Source organism: Shewanella pneumatophori (assembly GCF_023283895.1).
Classification (GTDB): Bacteria; Pseudomonadota; Gammaproteobacteria; order Enterobacterales; family Shewanellaceae; genus Shewanella; species Shewanella pneumatophori.
Genome location: NZ_JAKILB010000023.1, coordinates 1 through 20,999, shown reverse-complemented (window position 1 = coordinate 20,999; position 20,999 = coordinate 1). Strand labels below are relative to the sequence as shown.

Annotated in this window: 15 protein-coding genes and 3 tRNA genes; 1 reads left to right on the top strand and 17 read right to left on the bottom strand. The window is 44.5% G+C overall.

All coding sequences use genetic code 11. From position 1 onward, the window contains the following. Positions 1–31 precede the first annotated feature (31 nt). The 15 genes from fusA to L2740_RS20775 all read right to left on the bottom strand — a co-directional run bounded on the left by fusA (position 32) and on the right by L2740_RS20775 (position 17,217). The gene (fusA, locus tag L2740_RS20845) at positions 32–2,128 is read right to left on the bottom strand and encodes an elongation factor G (protein ID WP_248472597.1); all 2,097 of its coding nucleotides are present in this window, start codon (positions 2,126–2,128) and stop codon (positions 32–34) included. Positions 2,129–2,202: 74 nt separating this feature from the next. After that, positions 2,203–2,673, bottom strand: a complete 471-nt coding sequence (gene rpsG, locus L2740_RS20840; protein WP_202723806.1) for a 30S ribosomal protein S7 — start codon at positions 2,671–2,673, stop codon at positions 2,203–2,205. A gap of 80 nt (positions 2,674–2,753) precedes the next feature. Continuing rightward, on the bottom strand, positions 2,754–3,128 hold the full coding sequence (rpsL, locus tag L2740_RS20835) for a 30S ribosomal protein S12 (RefSeq protein WP_012153454.1): 375 nt from the start codon (positions 3,126–3,128) through the stop codon (positions 2,754–2,756). Between the two features lie 189 nt (positions 3,129–3,317). Further along, positions 3,318–7,532: a DNA-directed RNA polymerase subunit beta' gene (gene rpoC / locus L2740_RS20830; RefSeq protein ID WP_248951946.1), complete on the bottom strand. Its 4,215-nt coding sequence runs from the start codon at positions 7,530–7,532 to the stop codon at positions 3,318–3,320. An 84-nt stretch (positions 7,533–7,616) separates the two neighbouring features. After that, entirely contained in the window at positions 7,617–11,648 is a 4,032-nt protein-coding gene (gene rpoB / locus L2740_RS20825; protein ID WP_248951945.1) for a DNA-directed RNA polymerase subunit beta, read from the bottom strand. A 239-nt stretch (positions 11,649–11,887) separates the two neighbouring features. After that, a complete protein-coding gene (rplL, locus tag L2740_RS20820; protein WP_248472603.1) occupies positions 11,888–12,253 on the bottom strand; it encodes a 50S ribosomal protein L7/L12 in 366 nt (121 codons plus the stop codon). 53 nt (positions 12,254–12,306) lie between these two features. After that, positions 12,307–12,804 carry a 50S ribosomal protein L10 gene (gene rplJ, locus L2740_RS20815; protein ID WP_202723809.1) on the bottom strand — a complete coding sequence of 166 codons (498 nt, stop codon included), beginning with the start codon at positions 12,802–12,804 and terminating at the stop codon, positions 12,307–12,309. 269 nt (positions 12,805–13,073) lie between these two features. Beyond that, the gene (gene rplA, locus L2740_RS20810; protein WP_248472606.1) at positions 13,074–13,775 is read right to left on the bottom strand and encodes a 50S ribosomal protein L1; all 702 of its coding nucleotides are present in this window, start codon (positions 13,773–13,775) and stop codon (positions 13,074–13,076) included. 4 nt (positions 13,776–13,779) lie between these two features. Then, on the bottom strand, positions 13,780–14,208 hold the full coding sequence (rplK, locus tag L2740_RS20805) for a 50S ribosomal protein L11 (protein ID WP_012153448.1): 429 nt from the start codon (positions 14,206–14,208) through the stop codon (positions 13,780–13,782). Positions 14,209–14,335: 127 nt separating this feature from the next. Continuing rightward, complete coding sequence (nusG, locus tag L2740_RS20800) at positions 14,336–14,887, bottom strand: transcription termination/antitermination protein NusG (RefSeq protein WP_248472608.1); 552 nt, start codon at positions 14,885–14,887, stop codon at positions 14,336–14,338. Positions 14,888–14,896: 9 nt separating this feature from the next. Continuing rightward, positions 14,897–15,268, bottom strand: a complete 372-nt coding sequence (gene secE, locus L2740_RS20795; RefSeq protein ID WP_028767985.1) for a preprotein translocase subunit SecE — start codon at positions 15,266–15,268, stop codon at positions 14,897–14,899. Positions 15,269–15,558: 290 nt separating this feature from the next. Continuing rightward, complete coding sequence (tuf, locus tag L2740_RS20790) at positions 15,559–16,743, bottom strand: elongation factor Tu (protein ID WP_248472595.1); 1,185 nt, start codon at positions 16,741–16,743, stop codon at positions 15,559–15,561. 197 nt (positions 16,744–16,940) lie between these two features. Then, a tRNA-Gly gene (locus L2740_RS20785) sits at positions 16,941–17,014 on the bottom strand. Between the two features lie 35 nt (positions 17,015–17,049). Next, a tRNA-Tyr gene (locus tag L2740_RS20780) sits at positions 17,050–17,134 on the bottom strand. A gap of 7 nt (positions 17,135–17,141) precedes the next feature. Continuing rightward, positions 17,142–17,217 (bottom strand) — tRNA-Thr (locus L2740_RS20775). A gap of 234 nt (positions 17,218–17,451) precedes the next feature. Between L2740_RS20775 and coaA the strand changes: the two genes are divergently transcribed. Continuing rightward, a complete protein-coding gene (gene coaA / locus L2740_RS20770; RefSeq protein WP_248951944.1) occupies positions 17,452–18,402 on the top strand; it encodes a type I pantothenate kinase in 951 nt (316 codons plus the stop codon). Positions 18,403–18,431: 29 nt separating this feature from the next. On the opposite strand, the gene birA is transcribed toward coaA, so the two are convergent. Both birA and murB read right to left on the bottom strand, forming a co-directional pair. Beyond that, the gene (birA, locus tag L2740_RS20765; RefSeq protein ID WP_248951943.1) at positions 18,432–19,394 is read right to left on the bottom strand and encodes a bifunctional biotin--[acetyl-CoA-carboxylase] ligase/biotin operon repressor BirA; all 963 of its coding nucleotides are present in this window, start codon (positions 19,392–19,394) and stop codon (positions 18,432–18,434) included. A gap of 1 nt (position 19,395) precedes the next feature. Further along, the gene (gene murB, locus L2740_RS20760; protein WP_248951942.1) at positions 19,396–20,421 is read right to left on the bottom strand and encodes a UDP-N-acetylmuramate dehydrogenase; all 1,026 of its coding nucleotides are present in this window, start codon (positions 20,419–20,421) and stop codon (positions 19,396–19,398) included. Positions 20,422–20,999: the final 578 nt, after the last annotated feature.

The following is a 20,999-nucleotide window of genomic DNA, read 5'->3' as shown; positions in this document are numbered from 1 at the left end:
ATTAAGTATATCAATAATAGAGTGAGACAGCTTAGCCTCTAGCCTCGATTATTGCTTTAGTAACATTTTGCGGTGCATCAGCGTACTTCAAGAACTCCATTGAGTATGAAGCACGACCCTGACTTGCAGAGCGCAAATCGGTCGCATAACCGAACATTTCAGATAAAGGCACTGTTGCATGCACAAGTTTTACACCTGCGATACCATCATCCATACCTTCAATTAGGCCACGACGACGGTTTAAGTCTCCAACTACATCACCCATATAATCTTCAGGCGTTGTAACTTCAACTTTCATGCAAGGCTCAAGTAAGGCAGGGTCTGCTTCAAGCGCACCCTTTTTAAAGCCCATTGAACCAGCGACTTTAAAGGCCATCTCGTTCGAGTCCACATCATGATATGAACCATCGTACAGAGTAACCTTTACGTCGAGAACAGGGAAACCAGCTAATACGCCGCTCTTCATCTGCTCTTGAATACCTTTATCAACTGCAGGGATGTATTCCTTTGGAACCACACCACCAACAATTTCGTTGACAAATTCGTAGCCAAAACCTTCTTCTTGAGGCTCAAGCTTCAACCAAACGTGACCGAATTGTCCTCGTCCACCTGATTGACGTACGAACTTACCTTCAACTTCCACAGTTTTGCGGATAGTTTCACGATATGCAACTTGAGGTTTACCTACATTACACTCAACACCAAATTCGCGACGCATACGGTCTACAATGATGTCTAAGTGTAGCTCACCCATACCAGAGATCAGTGTTTGACCTGATTCTTCATCAGATTCAACACGGAATGATGGATCTTCTGCTGCAAGCTTTTGCAACGCGATCCCCATTTTATCTTGGTCTGCCTTCGTTCTTGGCTCAACAGCAATAGTAATAACTGGCTCAGGGAATTCCATACGCTCAAGAATTACTTTGTGGTCTGCATCGCACAATGTATCGCCGGTAGTCACGTCTTTAAGACCAATAGCAGCAGCGATGTCGCCAGCGCGTACTTCTTTAATCTCTTGACGATCGTTAGCGTGCATTTGCACCATACGACCAATACGTTCACGCTTTTGCTTAACAGAGTTGTATACGCCTGCACCCGTTTCCAATACGCCTGAATAAACACGCATAAAGGTTAAAGTACCTACGAATGGGTCTGTCGCAATCTTAAACGCTAATGCTGAAAACGGTGCGTTATCGTCAGCTTGACGCGACGTTTCTTCATCATTTTCATCGATACCCTTAATTGCAGGGACTTCGACTGGAGATGGTAAAAAATCTACCACGGCATCTAGAACCGCTTGTACACCCTTGTTCTTAAATGCAGAACCACAGGTTGCCAATACGATTTCATTGTTTAAGGTACGTTGACGCAGTGCCTTTTTGATCTCTTCTTCTGAAAGTTCCCCATCTTCTAGGTACTTTTCCATCAGCTCTTCTGTCGCTTCAGCGGCACTTTCAACTAAGTATTCACGCATTTCTGCGGCTTTATCAGCTAAGTGCTCTGGAATCGCTTCATAAGTGAAAGTCATACCTTGGTCTTCTTCAGACCAGTTAATGGCTTTCATTTTGATCAAATCGATCACACCGTTGAAATCTTCTTCTGCACCAATATTCATTTGAATAGGTACACAAGTCGCACCAAGGCGATTACGGATCTGGTCGACTACTCTATCAAAGTTTGCACCTGCGCGGTCCATCTTATTGACGAACACTAGGCGCGGTACATGATACTTATCAGCTTGTCGCCAAACGGTCTCAGATTGAGGTTCTACCCCTGATGAGCCACAAAAAACAACGACTGCACCATCAAGTACACGCAAAGAACGTTCAACTTCAATAGTGAAGTCAACGTGGCCTGGAGTATCGATGATGTTAATGCGGTGCTCAGTGAACTGCGCATCCATTCCGCGCCAGAAAGTAGTCGTTGCGGCTGAGGTGATGGTAATACCACGTTCCTGCTCTTGCTCCATCCAGTCCATGGTAGCTGCGCCATCATGAACTTCACCGATCTTATGAGATAAGCCAGTGTAGAAAAGAACACGTTCAGTTGTAGTGGTTTTACCAGCGTCAACATGAGCACAAATACCGATATTACGGTAGCGCTCAATTGGAGTTGTACGAGCCACGATTTATACCCTCTTAGCTAAATCTGAGTGTTAGCAATGCAAGTAAGGCGTGGGACATAGCCCACGCCAAGATATTACCAGCGGTAATGAGCAAACGCTTTGTTTGCTTCTGCCATACGATGCACGTCTTCGCGCTTCTTAACAGCAGTACCTTTGTTTTCAGATGCGTCTAACATTTCACCTGCTAGACGTAGAGCCATAGATTTTTCACCACGCTTACGTGCAGCTTCAACCAACCAGCGCATCGCTAGTGCGTTACGACGCACTGGACGAACTTCACATGGTACCTGGTAAGTAGAACCACCAACACGACGAGATTTAACCTCGACTGATGGACGTACGTTGTCCAGGGCTGCTTCAAGGATTACTAGTTGATCTTCGCCTTTCTTTTCAGCTGCAGTATCTAGTGCCTTGTAAATAATTTTTTCAGCAGTCGACTTTTTGCCGTCCTGCATAATGACGTTGATGAACTTAGCCAGCAACTCACTGTTGAACTTTGGATCTGGTAGGATTTTACGTTGTCCTACAACGCGACGTCTTGGCATAACAATTTCTCCGTATGCTTCAGGGACCCCAAAACTGGAATCTCAATTATATCTAGCTTGGCCTTACTTAACGGAAAACGTTAAGACTTAGGACGCTTAGCACCGTACTTAGAACGACCTTGACGACGTTCGCTAACGCCAGCACAGTCTAATGCGCCGCGTACAGTGTGGTAACGCACACCCGGTAAGTCTTTTACACGACCGCCACGGATTAGAATTACGCTGTGTTCCTGCAGGTTGTGGCCTTCACCGCCGATGTACGAAGTTACTTCGAAACCGTTAGTTAGACGCACACGAGCTACTTTACGTAGTGCAGAGTTAGGTTTTTTTGGTGTAGTGGTATATACGCGAGTACAAACACCACGCTTTTGTGGACACGCAGCTAGCGCAGGTACGTTAGTCTTATCGACTTTCGGTGCGCGAGGCTTACGTACCAACTGGTTTACAGTTGCCATGTATAGCTCCGAATCAGTTGACTAAATCAACAGTAAGGTGTGAAAAATCTATATCCCACAGGTGTGGGACGCGAAATTTTAGAAGTGTATGGAGTTTCTGTCAAGAAATAGACAACTTTTAACCGATTTAAAGTAAAAAAAAGGCGCTAAAAGCGCCTTTTTTACAATCTATTTACTTTTTAGCATCGATTAATCGTTGCTACCAGCAAGATTTAGTAGATCTGCAAGGTTCTGCTCAGCTTCGCTTGCGCTAATCACTGGTGCTTCTTCAGCAGCAGGTTTAACTGCAGCTTCAGCACGTTTCTGGTGGTAAGAGTAACCTGTACCAGCAGGGATTAGACGACCAACAATTACGTTCTCTTTCAAGCCACGTAACTTATCGCTCTTACCGCCAACAGCTGCTTCAGTAAGAACACGAGTGGTCTCCTGGAACGATGCTGCAGAGATGAACGATTCAGTCGCAAGAGACGCCTTAGTAATACCAAGAAGCTCACGCTCGAATGTTGCAGGCTGCTTACCTTGTGCTTCTAGTTCGCGGTTAGCGATCTTCACACGAGACACTTCGGCTTGTTCACCCGGTAGGAATTCACTGTCACCAGCGTCTACGATCTCACACTTACGCAGCATCTGGCGAATGATCACCTCAATGTGCTTATCGTTGATCTTAACGCCCTGTAGACGGTAAACGTCCTGTACTTCATTCACGATGTAGTTAGCCACATTGTGGATACCACGTAGACGTAGAATGTCGTGTGCTGCTTCTGGACCATCAGCAATAACTTCACCGCGTTCAACTTTTTCACCTTCGAACACGTTTAGGTTACGCCACTTAGGAATCATCTCTTCGTACTGCTCACCCCCATCTGCAGGGGTGATCACTAGACGACGCTTACCTTTGGTTTCTTTACCGAACGAGATAGTACCCGATACTTCAGCAAGAATTGCAGGCTCTTTTGGCTTACGCGCTTCGAACAAGTCAGCTACGCGTGGTAGACCACCGGTAATATCGCGAGTCTTCGAAGATTCTTGAGGAATACGTGCTAACGCGTCACCAACGTTAATTGGTGCGTTATCGTCAAGATTCACAATCGCGTGACCTGGCAAGAAGTATTGCGCAGGAACTTCAGTACCTGGGATCATCAAGTCGCTACCATCAGCAGCAACAAGACGGATCATAGGACGCATCTCTTTACCAGCTGTTGGACGTTGACCAACTTCAAGTACAACAATTGAAGATAGACCAGTTAGTTCGTCAGTTTGACGTGTCATAGTGACACCTTCAATCATATCTACGAACTTAATACTACCCGCTACCTCAGAGATAATTGGGTGAGTATGCGGATCCCACTTAGCGATGATCTCGCCAGCAGCTACGCCGTCGTCTTCCAACTTATCTAGTACTGTACCGTAAGGAACCTTATAACGCTCCTTCTCACGACCTAGCTCATCAATAATAGCTAGCTCAGAAGAACGAGAAACGATTACAAGCTTACCGTTAGTATTAGTTACAAACTTAGCGTTATGTAACTTCAGAGTACCTGAGTTCTTAACTTGAACGTTGTTCTCTGCTGAAGCTCGAGACGCCGCACCACCAATGTGGAATGTACGCATCGTAAGCTGTGTACCTGGCTCACCAATAGACTGAGCGGCAACAACACCAATAGCTTCACCTTGGTTAATGATATGACCACGAGCCAAATCACGACCGTAACAAGCAGCACACACACCGAAGTCTGTATCACAGCTAATTACTGAGCGAACAATCATTTCGTCGATAGAGTTGTCTTCAACGATGTCACACCAGCTTTCATCAAGCAGCGTATTACGCGGGATCAGAACTTCTTCTGTACCAGGCTTGAATACGTCTTGTGCAACAACACGACCAAGAACACGTTCACGTAACGGCTCAACTACATCACCACCTTCAATAAGCGGTTTCATAGTTAGACCTTCGTAAGTGCCACAGTCGTCTTCGATAACAACTAAATCTTGCGCAACGTCTACTAGACGACGAGTCAGGTAACCAGAGTTAGCTGTCTTCAATGCCGTATCCGCAAGACCCTTACGCGCACCGTGAGTAGAAATAAAGTACTGAGATACGTTTAGACCTTCACGGAAGTTAGCCACAATTGGCGTTTCGATGATTGAGCCATCTGGCTTAGCCATCAGACCACGCATACCGGCCAACTGACGAATCTGTGCAGCACTACCACGAGCGCCTGAGTCGGCCATCATGTAGATGCTGTTGAACGATTCTTGTTGTTCCTCTTCGCCATCACGGTTAATCACTGTCTCTTTAGACAGGTTTTCCATCATCGCTTTAGAAACTTTTTCGTTCGCGCTTGCCCAGATATCGATTACTTTGTTGTAACGCTCACCGGCTGTTACTAGACCAGATTGGAACTGCTCTTGAATTTCAAGAACTTCCGCTTCAGCATCCGCTACTAGCGTGTACTTAAGATCTGGAATAACCATATCGTCGATACCTACAGAGGCACCCGAGATAGTTGCAAAGTGGAAACCTGTGTACATCAATTGGTCAGCAAAGATAACAGTATCTTTAAGACCTAGTTGACGGTAACAAGTGTTCAATAGCTTAGAGATCTGCTTCTTACCCATGTTTTGGTTAACCAAATCATAAGAAAGACCTTTTGGCAGGATCTGTGAAAGCAATGCACGACCAACGGTTGTATCAACAACACGACGTGTCTTAACTTTTTCGCCAGCTTCGTTCGTCGTTGTTTCCGTAATACGTACTTTAACGCGAGCGTGTAGCTCAGCAACACCTGTGCGGTAAGCTTTTTCAGCTTCAGCCACATCAGAGAATGCCATGCCTTCACCCTTGCCGTTGATACGCTCACGGCTAGTGTAGTAAAGACCCAATACAACGTCCTGTGATGGTGTAATCACTGGCTCACCGTTTGCTGGTGAAAGGATGTTGTTGGTAGACATCATTAGAGAACGTGCTTCTAACTGCGCTTCAAGCGTTAGTGGCACGTGAACAGCCATTTGGTCACCGTCGAAGTCGGCGTTGTATGCCGCACAAACCAACGGGTGAAGCTGAATCGCTTTACCTTCGATTAGTACTGGCTCAAATGCCTGGATACCTAGTCTGTGCAGTGTTGGTGCACGGTTAAGCATCACTGGGTGTTCGCGGATCACGTCATCTAGCACGTCCCAAACTTCAGGTACTTCGCGCTCAACCATCTTCTTAGCAGCTTTAATAGTTGTAGCTAAGCCACGACCTTCTAGCTTGCCATAGATGAATGGCTTAAATAGCTCAAGTGCCATCTTCTTAGGAAGACCACACTGGTGTAGACGTAAAGTAGGACCTACGGTAATTACCGAACGGCCAGAATAGTCAACACGCTTACCTAGCAAGTTCTGACGGAAACGACCTTGCTTACCTTTGATCATATCGGCCAAAGATTTAAGCGGACGCTTGTTAGAACCTGTAATAGCACGACCACGACGACCGTTATCTAATAGCGCATCAACAGACTCTTGCAACATACGCTTTTCGTTGCGTACGATGATATCTGGAGCAGCTAGGTCTAACAGACGCTTTAGACGGTTGTTACGGTTGATTACACGACGGTAAAGGTCGTTCAAATCAGACGTAGCAAAACGTCCGCCATCTAGTGGAACTAGAGGACGTAGATCTGGTGGCAGAACCGGCAGCACTTTAAGGATCATCCACTCAGGCTTGTTACCTGAAGTGAAGAATGCCTCAATAAGCTTAAGACGCTTAGTGATCTTCTTACGACGAGTCTCAGAATTGATTGATGGCAATTCTTCGCGCATCATTTCAATTTCTTTCTCAAGATCGATAGCACGTAGCAATTCTAGAACTGCTTCAGCACCCATCTTAGCTTCAAATTCATCACCGTACTCTTCCAATGCATCCAGATAGTTTTCTTCTGTTAGCATTTGGCCGCGTTCAAGGCTGGTCATGCCAGGCTCGATTACAACGAAAGATTCGAAGTAAAGTACACGTTCGATATCACGAAGAGTCATGTCTAGCATCAAACCGATACGAGACGGAAGTGACTTCAAGAACCAAATGTGTGCAACTGGGCTAGCTAGATCGATGTGACCCATACGCTCACGACGTACTTTAGTCTGTGTAACTTCAACGCCACACTTTTCACAGATCACACCACGGTGCTTAAGACGCTTATACTTACCGCATAAACATTCGTAATCTTTTACTGGACCAAAAATACGCGCACAGAACAAACCTTCACGCTCAGGCTTGAATGTACGGTAGTTAATGGTTTCTGGCTTCTTAACTTCACCAAAAGACCAAGAGCGGATTAGATCTGGCGACGCTAGGCCGATCTTAATACCTTCAAATTCTTCAGTCTTGCTTTGCTGTTTCAGAAACTTTAATAAGTCTTTCACGTTTCTCTCCTGAAGGAGTTAAACCGGGTGCCCTGCAAAATGCAGAGCACCAATTTCTTTTGCCATAGAGGCAGTAACCAAGTGTTACTGTTGATCCAACTCGATGTTAATACCGAGTGAGCGGATCTCTTTCAACAATACGTTGAACGATTCAGGCATACCTGGTTGCATCTGATGGTTACCGTCGACGATGTTCTTATACATCTGAGTACGACCGTTCACATCGTCCGACTTAACGGTTAGCATTTCTTGAAGTGTATATGCTGCACCGTAAGCTTCAAGTGCCCATACTTCCATCTCACCGAAACGCTGACCACCGAACTGTGCTTTACCACCTAATGGTTGCTGAGTAACAAGACTGTACGAACCGGTAGAACGGGCGTGCATCTTATCGTCAACCAAGTGGTTAAGTTTTAGCATATACATGTAACCAACGGTTACCTTACGCTCAAACTCATTACCAGTACGACCATCACACAGAGTCAACTGACCTGATTGTGGTAGGCCTGCAAGCTCAAGCATCTGCTTGATTTCTTTCTCTTTGGCACCATCAAACGCAGGTGTTGCAATTGGAACACCGCCTTTTAGGTTTTTAGCAAGACGCAAGATTTCATCGTCAGTAAATGTATCGATGTCAACGCGCTGCTGCACTTCGTCACCTAAGTCATAAACTTGCTTGATGTATCCGCGAAGTTCTGCCAATTCGCGCTGCTCTTCTAGCATTTCAGTAATACGGTTACCGATGCCTTTCGCTGCAGCACCCATATGAACTTCAAGTACCTGACCGATGTTCATACGTGAAGGTACACCTAGTGGGTTCAATACGATATCCACTGGGTTGCCTTTTTCGTCGTATGGCATGTCTTCAACAGGACAAATCTTAGAGATTACACCCTTGTTACCATGACGACCCGCCATCTTATCACCAGGCTGGATAGTACGCTTAACCGCTAGGTAAACCTTAACGATCTTCAGTACACCAGGTGCTAAGTCATCACCTTGAGTGATCTTACGGCGCTTGATCTCGAACTTCTTATCGAAATCGGCTTTTAGCTCTTCTGCTTGCTCAGCTAGTTGTTCTAGCTCAGTTTGCTTCGCTTCATCATCGATGGTTTGAACCAACAACTGTGAGCGAGGAATAGCGTTAAGTTGGGCTTCATCGAAACCAGCACCTAGTAATAGGTTGCGAGCACGACCAAGAACACCATCTTCAAGAATTTGGAACTCTTCAGTCAAATCCTTCTTCGCCTGAGCGATGTGCATCTCTTCGATTTCTACAGCACGCTTGTCTTTCTCAACGCCGTCACGAGTAAATACTTGTACGTCGATGATAGTACCTTTAACAGAGTTAGGTACGCGTAGTGAGCTGTCTTTAACGTCAGATGCTTTTTCGCCGAAGATTGCACGTAGAAGTTTTTCTTCTGGAGTCAGCTGCGTTTCACCTTTAGGTGTTACTTTACCAACTAGGATGTCGCCACCCTTAACTTCTGCACCGATATAAACGATACCTGATTCATCTAGCTTAGAAAGCGCAGACTCACCAACGTTTGGAATATCAGCAGTGATCTCTTCGCTACCCAACTTAGTATCACGAGCAATACATGAAAGCTCTTGAATGTGGATAGTTGTGAAACGGTCTTCTTGAGCTACGCGCTCAGAGATTAAGATCGAGTCTTCGAAGTTGTAACCGTTCCAAGGCATGAACGCGATACGCATGTTCTGACCAAGAGCCAAATCACCTAAGTCGGTAGATGGACCATCGGCTAGTACGTCACCGCGAACAACTGGATCGCCTACGCTACAACATGGACGTTGGTTAATACATGTGTTCTGGTTAGAACGCGTGTATTTAGTCAAGTTGTAGATATCGATACCCGCTTCACCAGGAGTCAATTCAGATTCGTTAACTTTAACAACGATACGGCTCGCATCAACGTAGTCAACGTAACCACCACGTTTAGCAGCAACAACCACGCCAGAGTCAACAGCAAGTGTACGCTCAATACCTGTACCAACTAATGGCTTATCAGCCTTCAGAGTTGGAACAGCCTGACGTTGCATGTTCGCACCCATCAATGCACGGTTCGCGTCATCGTGTTCTAGGAACGGAATTAGCGATGCCGCAACAGAAATAATCTGTTGTGGTGAAACGTCCATATACTGGATATCAGCTGCACCCATAAAGGTTGAATCACCTTTATGACGACAAGCAATTAGCTCGTCCATCATGCGACCGTTTTCGTCTAGCTCAACGATTGCCTGTGCAATAACATAACGGCCTTCTTCGATTGCTGATAGGTAATCTACCTCATCAGTAACCACACCATCGATAACCTTACGGTAAGGTGTTTCTAGGAAACCATAGTTGTTAGTACGAGCAAAGGTTGACAACGAGTTGATCAAACCAATGTTTGGACCTTCAGGCGTTTCGATTGGACATAGACGACCGTAGTGAGTCGGGTGTACGTCTCGAACTTCGAAACCTGCACGTTCACGTGTTAGACCACCAGGACCTAGAGCAGAAATACGACGCTTATGCGTTACTTCTGACAATGGGTTGTTTTGGTCCATGAACTGTGAAAGCTGTGAAGAGCCAAAGAATTCTTTAACAGCTGCAGAGATTGGCTTAGCATTGATCAAGTCTTGAGGCATTAGCTCATTTAGATCGCCAAGGCTTAAACGTTCACGTACGGCACGCTCTACACGAACTAGACCAACACGGAACTGGTTTTCAGCCATTTCACCAACACTACGGATACGACGGTTACCTAGGTGATCGATATCATCCACTTCGTCCAAACCATTACGGATGGCGATAATGTTCTTCATCACGGCAACGATATCTTCTTTGGTTAAGATACCCGTACCTTCATCGTCATCAATGCTTAGACGACGGTTGAACTTCATACGACCTACTTTAGATAGATCATAACGTTCTTCGCTGAAGAATAGGTTGTTAAATAGTGCTTCTGCTGCATCTTTGGTTGGTGGCTCGCCTGGGCGCATCATACGGTAGATTTCAACTAGCGCTTCAAGGCGGTTAGTTGTTGAATCGATACGTAGTGTGTCAGAGATATAAGCACCGTTATCAAGCTCGTTGATATACAGAGTGCTGATTTCTTTGATACCAGCCATAGATAGCTTAGCAAGATCTTCAAGACTGATTTCAGCGTTAGCAGAAACCAAAACTTCGCCTGTATCTGGATCAATGTAGTCTTGACCAGAAATCTTACCAGCGATGTATTCAACTGGTACTTCAAGCTCAGTTGTATTTGTCTTTTCAAGTTGACGAATGTGGCGTGCAGTGATGCGACGGCCCTTCTCAACAAGAACAGTGCCTTCAGCGTCTTTAATATCATAGCTTGCTGTTTCGCCACGTAGACGGTCAGCAACAAGATCCATTACTAGTGAATCTTTCTTGATCTTAAAGTTTACGCGATCGAAGAACAGGTCAAGAATATCTTGAGTAGAATAATCTAAAGCGCGCAGAATGATCGACGCCGCCAACTTACGACGACGGTCAATACGAACAAACAGAGCATCTTTCGGATCGAATTCAAAGTCCAACCAAGAACCACGGTAAGGAATAATACGTGCGTTATATAGCACCTTACCTGAAGAGTGGGTTTTACCACGGTCATGATCAAAGAATACGCCCGGGCTACGGTGTAGCTGAGATACGATTACACGCTCAGTACCATTGATTACAAAGGTACCGTTTTCAGTCATAAGAGGGATATCCCCCATATAGACTTCTTGTTCTTTAATGTCTTTTACTGTGCCAGGTGCAGCTTCACGGTCATACAGAACCATACGCAGTTTAACGCGTAGAGGTGCAGAGTATGTAACACCGCGGATTTGACACTCTTTCACATCAAAAACTGGCTCGCCTAGTTTGTAGCTGACATATTGAAGCTCAGAGTTACCAGAAAAGCTCTTGATGGGAAAAACGCTACGGAAGGCAGCTTCGAAGCCACGCTCACCTGTAGGATCTTGATCGGTGAACTTCTTAAAAGAGTCCAACTGGATTGACAAAAGGTAAGGAATATCCAAAACACGTGGACGTTTACCAAAGTCTTTGCGAATACGCTTCTTTTCAGAATAGGAGTAAACCATGGGTTTCCTCTGATTGCGAGATGTGACCAAGACTGAATCAACCTAAATGTTGAAACAGCGCGTTTGCCCATCACCGTTGAAAGCAAGAACCCAACCAGTAATCTCTGCTAGGAACTGCGAAATCTGGCGATAAACGGTGAAAAAAAAATCGCCTGCGCTTACAGCGCAAAAAAGGCCGACGGTTAAAAAACCGCCAGCCTCCGCCCGATTACTCGGGAGGTTGTAAGTTAGAGTATAACTTACTTGATCTCTACTGCAGCACCAGCTGCTTCAAGTTCAGTTTTAAGAGCTTCAGCTTCTTCTTTAGAGATAGCTTCTTTAACTGCTACTGGAGCAGATTCAGCCATGCCTTTAGCTTCTTTCAGGCCTAGACCTGTAGCGCCACGAAGAGCTTTAATTACTGCAACTTTGTTGTCGCCGTGAGAAGTAAGAATTACGTCGAATTCTGTTTTCTCTTCAGCAGCAGCAGCATCGCCACCACCTGAAACAACAGCAGCAGCAGCAGAAACGCCGAACTTCTCTTCCATTGCTTCGATTAGTTCAACAACTTCCATTACAGACATAGCTGCAAGGGCTTCTAAGATTTGGTCTTTAGTGATAGACATAACAAAAAATTCCTAATTGTACTGAATTCAATTTAATTAAGCGGCTTGTAAAATTAAGCAGCTTCTTTCTGATCGCGTAGAGCGGCCAATGTACGAACGAACTTGCCAGCAGATGCTTCTTTTAGAGTCATCATGAACTGAGCTAGTGCTTCTTCGTAAGTTGGTAGTTTTGCTAAACGATCAATGTTATCTGCAGGGATTAATTCCCCTTCAAAGGCTGCTGCTTTGATTTCAAACTTCTCTTGTGATTTAGCGAAGTCTTTAAGAAGACGCGCTGCTGCACCTGGGTGCTCATTAGAGAATGCAATCAAAGTAGGACCAGTGAACGTATCGCTTAGGCACTCAAAATCAGTACCAGCAACAGCGCGTTTTACTAGTGTGTTACGTACAACTTTAACGTATACACCAGCTTCACGAGCTGCTTTACGAAGACCGGTCATATTAGCTACAGTTACACCGCGTGAATCGGCAACAACTGCAGATAAAGCACCTTTGGCAGCTTCGTTGACTTCAGCAACAATCGCTTTTTTGTCTTCGAGTCTTAATGCCATTGGCTTTACTCCTGGATTCGATCTAGGGAAATTTCCCTAGCAATTACCATGCTAAGCATCAATTGATACCTAGCGACTTACGGCGCGAATATATCCAGCAGAATAAAATCTATCTGGGGTCCGACACCGTCTACGCAGGAAATTAAGTTAACTACTTGAGCCAACACCTACGGTCTTGGACGGAGGCTAATAATCAATCTAAAAGATTAAATAACAGCCCCAACCCTACAAAGTGCGCGCATTATAGACTAATGCGCGAAACTTGTAAATTACTTAACGTCGTCCAGGCTACCCTGGTCAACTGAAACACCTGCACCCATAGTGGTAGAGATGCTTACTTTCTTAATGAAAACGCCTTTAGCAGCAGCTGGCTTAGCTTTCTTAAGCGCGCCAATTAGTGCTTCTAAGTTTTCTTTAAGTTGAGCTGGTTCAAAGTCCACTTTACCGATAGTAGTGTGGATGATACCGTTCTTATCGTTACGGTAACGGATTTGACCCGCTTTAGCGTTCTTAACTGCCTCAGCAACGTTTGGCGTTACAGTACCAGTTTTTGGGTTAGGCATTAGACCACGTGGGCCTAAGATTTGACCTAACATACCAACAACGCGCATTGCATCTGGAGATGCGATAACTACGTCGAAGTTCATTTCGCCAGCTTTGATCTGTGCAGCAAGCTCGTCCATACCAACAAGCTCAGCGCCAGCTTCTTTAGCAGCGTCAGCGTTAGCACCTTGAGTGAACACAGCAACACGTACTTCACGACCAGTACCGTGTGGTAGCACAGTAGCGCCACGAACGTTTTGGTCAGATTTACGTGGGTCAACACCTAGGTTAACAGCAACGTCAACACTTTCTAGGAACTTAGCAGTAGCTAGTTCTTTAAGAAGTGCAACAGCTTCATTGATGTCGTAGCTTTTAGTCGCTTCAACTTTCTCGCGGATTAGACGAGCGCGTTTAGTTAGCTTTGCCATTATATTAGTCCTCTACTACCAAACCCATTGAACGCGCAGTACCTTCAATTGAGCGAGTCATCGCTTCAATATCAGCACCAGTCATATCAGCGGCTTTAGTCTCAGCGATTTCCTGGACAGCGCTACGCTTGATAGTTCCCACTTTTTCAGTGTTAGGACGGCCAGAACCTGACTTCAGACCAGCTGCTTTAAGCAGTAGGAAAGACGCAGGTGGAGTCTTAGTTTCGAAAGTGAAAGAGCGATCAGAGTAAACAGTGATAACTACAGGAATTGGCATACCTTTCTCGAACTTTTCAGTACGAGCGTTGAATGCTTTACAGAATTCCATGATGTTAACACCTTTCTGACCCAATGCTGGACCAACTGGTGGCGACGGGTTTGCAGCACCGGCTGCAACTTGTAGTTTGATGTAACCATCAACTTTCTTTGCCATGAGACATTTTCCTCAAGTTTGGGTTCAAACGCCATCAACACTATGTTGAAAAGCTCCCCGAAAAATATGGGTGCGAATTATATATAAATTCGCACCCATTTCCAAATACTATTTGTGCTTTATTTAATCAGCTTTTTTCAATCTGACTAAAATCAAGTTCTACTGGTGTTGAACGACCGAAGATCATTACAGAAACCTTAACGCGGTTCTTCTCATAATCCACTTCTTCAACCGTACCGTTGAAGTCAGCAAAAGGTCCGTCAGTAACACGTACCACTTCACCTGGCTCAAACATAACGCGATGCGTTGGAGACTCAGTAGTTTCTTGTAGACGCTGAAGAATTGCATCAGCTTCTTTATCAGAAATCGGAGCAGGACGATCAGACGTACCGCCGATGAAGCCCATTACACGTGGAATGCTTTTAACCAAGTGCCAGCTTTCATCATTCATTTCCATCTGAACTAATACATAGCCAGGGAAAAACTTACGTTCGCTCTTACGACGTTGGCCAGCACGCATTTCAACAACTTCCTCAGTCGGTACTAGTACCTCACCGAAGTAGTGTTCCATTTCGTGCATTCTGATATGTTCAAGCAGAGTTTTGCATACACGACCTTCATAGCCGGAAAACGCTTGAATTACATACCATCTCTTTTTAGCTTCAGTAGCTTCAGTCATACTTAATGCCTATACGCCTGTAATAAAATTAACAATTCTAAGCAATACTGCATCTAGGCCCCAAAGGATTAAACCTAAAACGGCTGTTGCAGCTAATACAATGAAAGTTGTATTGAGTGCTTCTTGACGCGTAGGCCAAACCACTTTACGAACTTCAATCTGTGATTCACGAGCAAAAGTTAAAGCTTGCTTGCCTTTTTCTGTTTGCAACGCGATGAAACCAGCGATAGCAAAAGTCACGACTACACTAAGAGCGCGAACCACAACATTTGCTTCATTAAAATATTGATTGCCAATAATTGCAGCAGCCAACAAGATTACGACTAGGCCCCACTTAACGATATCCAGAGAGTTACCCTGGCTTTCAGTATTTGTTGTCATCGGTTAATTCCGTTACTCACTACGATCTGAGTCAAGTGATGCTATTAAAAACAGCATTTTGCTCAGTGAAAAATTCAGTCAGACTCGCTATCCGAACTGGCGACCGCTCAATATACTTAGGTAAAGTATAATCAACGACTCAAAAATCGGTCATAGATTGTATTCTTATTCCACTTATTTGGCAAGAATACATAGCCCAGCTTAACTAACAAATTCAACCTAAATGCAATAAAAACAAAAAAGGCAGCCTAAGCTGCCTTTTTCAGTATCGAGTTAAGACTCGTTGCTAATTAAGCAACGATCTCAGCTACAACACCAGCACCAACTGTACGGCCACCTTCACGGATTGCGAAGCGTAAACCTTCGTCCATCGCGATTGGGCAGATTAGAGTAACAGTCATTGCTACGTTGTCACCAGGCATTACCATTTCAACGCCTTCTGGCAATTCGATAGTACCGGTTACGTCAGTTGTACGGAAGTAGAACTGTGGACGGTAGCCTTTGAAGAATGGAGTGTGACGTCCACCTTCTTCTTTAGACAGAACGTAGATTTCTGACTTGAAAGTAGTGTGTGGAGTGATTGAACCTGGAGCAGCTAGTACTTGACCACGTTCTACTTCTTCACGCTTGATACCACGTAGAAGAACACCACAGTTCTCGCCAGCACGACCTTCGTCAAGAAGCTTACGGAACATTTCAACACCAGTACAAGTAGACTTAGTTGTATCTTTGATACCAACGATTTCTACTTCTTCACCTACTTTGATGATACCGCGCTCTACACGACCAGTAACAACAGTACCACGACCAGCGATAGAGAATACGTCTTCGATTGGAAGAATGAATGCACCATCGATAGCACGCTCTGGCTCAGGGATGTATGTATCTAGAGCTTCAGCTAGTTCAAGAATCTTAGCTTCCCACTCTGGCTCGCCTTCAAGAGCTTTAAGTGCAGAACCTTGGATAACTGGTAGGTCATCACCTGGGAAGTCGTATTCAGATAGTAGTTCACGAACTTCCATTTCTACTAGTTCTAGAAGTTCTTCGTCATCTACCATGTCACACTTGTTCATGAATACGATGATGAATGGTACACCAACCTGACGTGAAAGCAGGATGTGCTCACGTGTTTGTGGCATTGGACCATCTGTAGAAGCTACTACTAGGATAGCGCCGTCCATCTGTGCAGCACCAGTGATCATGTTTTTAACATAATCCGCGTGACCTGGACAGTCTACGTGTGCGTAGTGACGTGATGGAGTATCGTATTCGATGTGAGAAGTATTAATTGTAATACCGCGCTCACGCTCTTCTGGAGCGTTATCGATCTGTGCGAAATCACGTACAGTACCACCGAAACTCTTGGTCAATACAGCAGAGATAGCAGCAGTTAGAGTAGTTTTACCATGGTCAACGTGACCAATGGTGCCCACGTTAACATGTGGTTTTACGCGTTCAAATTTTTCTTTAGCCATGGTATTGCCCCAATCCAAAGTATTTGGTGATGAAACTGCATATAGCAAAAAATCCGATGCATAAAATATGTCATCGAATCAGTTAGTAAGATAATTAGATTGGCGAGAAGCAGGCTGGAGCTGATAGGTAGTCTTAAACTGGAAAAAGCACTCGTTACCGAGTGCTTTCTACTGATTAAGTATTATCAGCAAGATTTTGGAGCGGATGGCGGGAATCGAACCCGCGTTATCAGCTTGGAAGGCTGGAGTAATACCATTATACGACATCCGCGGAACCTACTTCAGGTTACCTAACTACCTAGAATATGGTGGAGGGAGAAGGATTCGAACCTTCGAAGGCTGAGCCGTCAGATTTACAGTCTGATCCCTTTGGCCACTCGGGAACCCCTCCAGAGAAATGGTGCCGGCACCAAGAGTCGAACTCGGGACCTACTGATTACAAGTCAGTTGCTCTACCAACTGAGCTATGCCGGCGTGTCATTTCGGTAGCGGATATTATGGAAATGTGCGCCTAAGTGCAATAGCAAAAGTGAAATTTTATTAAAAAAAGCCGTTAAATGGCGTTTTTTTATGCTCAGCAGCCTTTTTGAGTATACTTTTAAGGCTTTCAAGATGAATTAGTGCTGAAAGCAAGCTACCCACTTCTTATTGCAGTTGTTCATAATAATTTCATAGTGTAATGTGCCCTCCTGAACGGAGAACTTCGCAATGTCCCAATCCAACCAAATTCACAACGCGCTTTATCTGGCATTTCAACGCTTACAGTGGGCAAGCCTAAGAGAATCGGTACCATTAACTCTAAGCGAAACAGATCTAGCTGATTTGCGTGGCATAAACGAAAAAATATCTCTGTCAGAAGTGACCGACATATACCTGCCTCTTAGCCGCTTACTCAATCTTAACGTTGGCGCCAAACAGCAGCGCGGCCTGGCATTAAACGAGTTCCTTGGGCATGTACCACCTAAACGACCGTACATTATCAGTATTGCCGGTAGTGTTGCAGTAGGTAAAAGTACCACAGCACGTATTTTGCAAGCATTGTTAAGTCATTGGCCAGAGCACCCGAAAGTCGACCTGATCACCACTGATGGCTTTTTATATCCTTTAGCAGAACTTAAGCGTCGCGGTTTATTACAACGTAAAGGGTTTCCAGAAAGCTACGACATGAAAGCGCTAGTTGAGTTTATCTCGGCAATAAAAGCTGGCGAGTCAGAAGTCAGTGCACCGATATACTCGCATATTACCTATGACAGAATCCCTGATGAACAACAATGGGTACACCAACCAGATATTTTGATTATTGAAGGTTTAAATGTATTGCAAACAGGGCAAGACTTGCCTGTTGATACCCAACGCCCATTCGTGTCAGATTTTGTCGACTTTTCTATTTATGTTGATGCCAACGAAAACCTTTTAAAACAATGGTATATAGATAGATTCTTACAATTTAGAACCGGTGCTTTTAGCGATGAAAACTCATACTTTCATCATTATTCTAAATTTAATGATCAAGAAGCGACCGATACTGCTGCCAATATTTGGGATACGATTAACGGGCCAAATTTAACCTTGAATATATTGCCTACTCGAGAAAGAGCCCATCTAATTTTACAAAAAGGACCTGACCATATGATGGATCAAGTCCTATTGCGTAAATAGTCTTATTAGAGCAATAAAATCAAATGAGATTAGCCAGCTTTACGTAGGCTAATCTCACCGCCAATAAAGCTCTGCACACCTGTATCTGTCTCCAGCAAGATTGCACCTTGATCATCAACACCTCTGCAGATCCCATGCACTTCATCTTGACCAATAAGTAATTTTACCGCTTGTCCTTCAAATAAATCCGCAGCACTCCAGCGCTCGGTAAACGCAGCTAAACTCGAGGTTTGAAACAGGCTAAGATCTTGCTGCAATTGCTTTTGCAGTAAAACCAGTAATTCAGTTTTATCGGGCATAGTTTGCTGACCAGTTAAATCACTCCAAGGCTGGTCGATCAAAGCAGCATGTTGCTCCCCCATTGCCATGTTCAAACCAATACCAATAACTAGATTGCACTCGCTGTCTGTTTGGCCATTCATTTCAATTAACACTCCAGCCAGTTTTCTGCTCTCTAGGTAGATATCATTAGGCCATTTAACACCAACCTCTTTAACACCTAACTGTTCAAGTACCGCAACAATAGAGCAGGCGACGACCAAACTTAACCCCATCGCTTGTGCCATACCTTGAGGGAATTGCCAATACATAGAAAAATAAAGGTGGCATCCATATGGTGATACCCAAACGCGACCACGTCTTCCTCGTCCTGCTGATTGATATTCAGCAACACAGATATCACCTGAGACTAAATCTTCCGCATGTTTCAATATAAAAGCATTAGTACTAGGAATTTCATCGAAGTAAAAACAACGATTAGCAATTTGTTGCTTAAGCTTAGACTCGTCAACCAAAGAGACAGGTCCGTTTAAACGATAACCTTTACCTTTTACACTATATATATCGACGCCATACTCTTCTAAACCTGAAATATGATTAGCAATCGCTGTACGAGATACGCCAAGTAACTTAGCCAGCGCTTCACCAGATACAAATGAACCTGATGCTAATTCAGTTAAAATCTCACGCTTACGGACCCATTGCTCAGCCATGCTATAAACTCCTTTCACCGGTTGCAGTAATCATTCTAGGTTCAGCTTCTAAGCTAATACCGAATTTATCTTTTATTTTTTCAACAATAGACTTAGCTAAGGTTAAAACATCATCACTGGTAGCGTCGCCTTTGTTAATCAACACTAGCGCCTGCTCTGTATGGACTGCTGCACCGCCGACTTGATAACCCTTTAAACCGGCTTTATCAATCAACCAACCTGCAGCAACTTTGGTGTGCGTCTCTCCATGAGGATAGCCAACCATATCAGGGTAAGAAGAAGTTAGAGATTCAAACAGTGCAGTTTCAATAACAGGATTTTTAAAGAAACTTCCCGCATTGCCATAATCAGCAGGATCGGGTAATTTAGCGCGGCGAGTTTCACATATACAATCAAATATTTGTTTTGGTGTCACTTGCTTGGGGTCAAACTCTCTTAACGGGCCATAAGCCAATTGCGGCTGCCATTTTTTTGGTAGCTTAAAACCGACTTGAGTAATAACTGTTTTACCCAATAAGTCATTTTTAAATACCGAATCACGATAACCAAATTCGCATTCATCAGTACTTAAACGAACTAACTGGCCATTACTTAAATCTACATACTCAACCCAGTCACAAAACCTATTTAGCTCAACGCCGTAGGCACCAATGTTTTGAATTGGCGCAGCACCTACAGTTCCAGGGATCAACGCCATGTTTTCCAGCCCTGAAAAACCTTGCTCTAAGCAAAAACAAACCAAATCATGCCAATTTTCACCAGCAGCTGCAGTGAGGTAGTGGTAACTGTCGTCCTCGACAATATCAATACCCTTAGTTTCAACTAACACCACCGTGCCCATAAAATCTTCACACAACACAATATTGCTGCCGCCACCTAAGATCAGCATAAGTAGTTGTGCTTGATAGAGTTTGCAGCAGGTATCAATCAGCGCATCTAATGTGTTGACTCGTACCAATTGCTGACAGCCTCGGGCTAATCCGAACGTATTGAAGTCTTTAAGAGAGTGAAGTGAACTGCTTGGCATTTGAATATCATTTGGAAGAAAAAAGCTATTGTAGCCTATAGAAACAGATCTCAGAAGCATAGAGCATGTTAGATGTAGGATAGTGATTAAACAATCGAAGAAAAGCGAACGTTAACTGCACTAAAGTTAATTATCGCTATAAGGAAGTTACAGAAAAATCTGAGCTCAATGGCAAATACAGCGTATACAAAAAAGCAATCCAATGGATTTCTGGCCCGAAAAAAGCCTCTGCATTGCTGCTGAGTCTTTCATCTTAATGTTGGCCGAGCGGACTTGCTCTTATCGAGAGGTGAACCCATGTGCCTTCGGCACGTGAGACAGGCCGCTTTCTTTTTAAAAGAGTCTAAAAGCTCCATGGATGGAGCGAATGCCGAAGATTGTCTGGAACAATCTCGGTCCAACTGAACTACCGCTCCTTTAGCAAACTGCGTGCGCATTTCGCTTTGATTTTTCTTCGAAATACAGATACGAAAAAGCCCTGCTATTGCTAGCAGGGCTTATCGTAATGTTGGCGGAGCGGACGGGACTCGAACCCGCGACCCCCGGCGTGACAGGCCGGTATTCTAACCAACTGAACT

Excerpts from the sequence above, each read along its gene's own strand:
- coaA (WP_248951944.1), top strand. The coding sequence starts at position 17,452 with ATGTCCCAATCCAACCAAATTCACAACGCGCTTTATCTGGCATTTCAA.
- nusG (WP_248472608.1), bottom strand. The coding sequence starts at position 14,887 with ATGACTGAAGCTACTGAAGCTAAAAAGAGATGGTATGTAATTCAAGCG.
- rplA (WP_248472606.1), bottom strand. The coding sequence starts at position 13,775 with ATGGCAAAGCTAACTAAACGCGCTCGTCTAATCCGCGAGAAAGTTGAA.
- tuf (WP_248472595.1), bottom strand. The coding sequence starts at position 16,743 with ATGGCTAAAGAAAAATTTGAACGCGTAAAACCACATGTTAACGTGGGC.
- rpsL (WP_012153454.1), bottom strand. The coding sequence starts at position 3,128 with ATGGCAACTGTAAACCAGTTGGTACGTAAGCCTCGCGCACCGAAAGTC.
- murB (WP_248951942.1), bottom strand. The coding sequence starts at position 20,421 with ATGCCAAGCAGTTCACTTCACTCTCTTAAAGACTTCAATACGTTCGGA.
- rplK (WP_012153448.1), bottom strand. The coding sequence starts at position 14,208 with ATGGCAAAGAAAGTTGATGGTTACATCAAACTACAAGTTGCAGCCGGT.
- rplJ (WP_202723809.1), bottom strand. The coding sequence starts at position 12,804 with ATGGCATTAAGACTCGAAGACAAAAAAGCGATTGTTGCTGAAGTCAAC.
- rplL (WP_248472603.1), bottom strand. The coding sequence starts at position 12,253 with ATGTCTATCACTAAAGACCAAATCTTAGAAGCCCTTGCAGCTATGTCT.
- birA (WP_248951943.1), bottom strand. The coding sequence starts at position 19,394 with ATGGCTGAGCAATGGGTCCGTAAGCGTGAGATTTTAACTGAATTAGCA.
- rpoB (WP_248951945.1), bottom strand. The coding sequence starts at position 11,648 with ATGGTTTACTCCTATTCTGAAAAGAAGCGTATTCGCAAAGACTTTGGT.
- rpsG (WP_202723806.1), bottom strand. The coding sequence starts at position 2,673 with ATGCCAAGACGTCGCGTTGTAGGACAACGTAAAATCCTACCAGATCCA.
- secE (WP_028767985.1), bottom strand. The coding sequence starts at position 15,268 with ATGACAACAAATACTGAAAGCCAGGGTAACTCTCTGGATATCGTTAAG.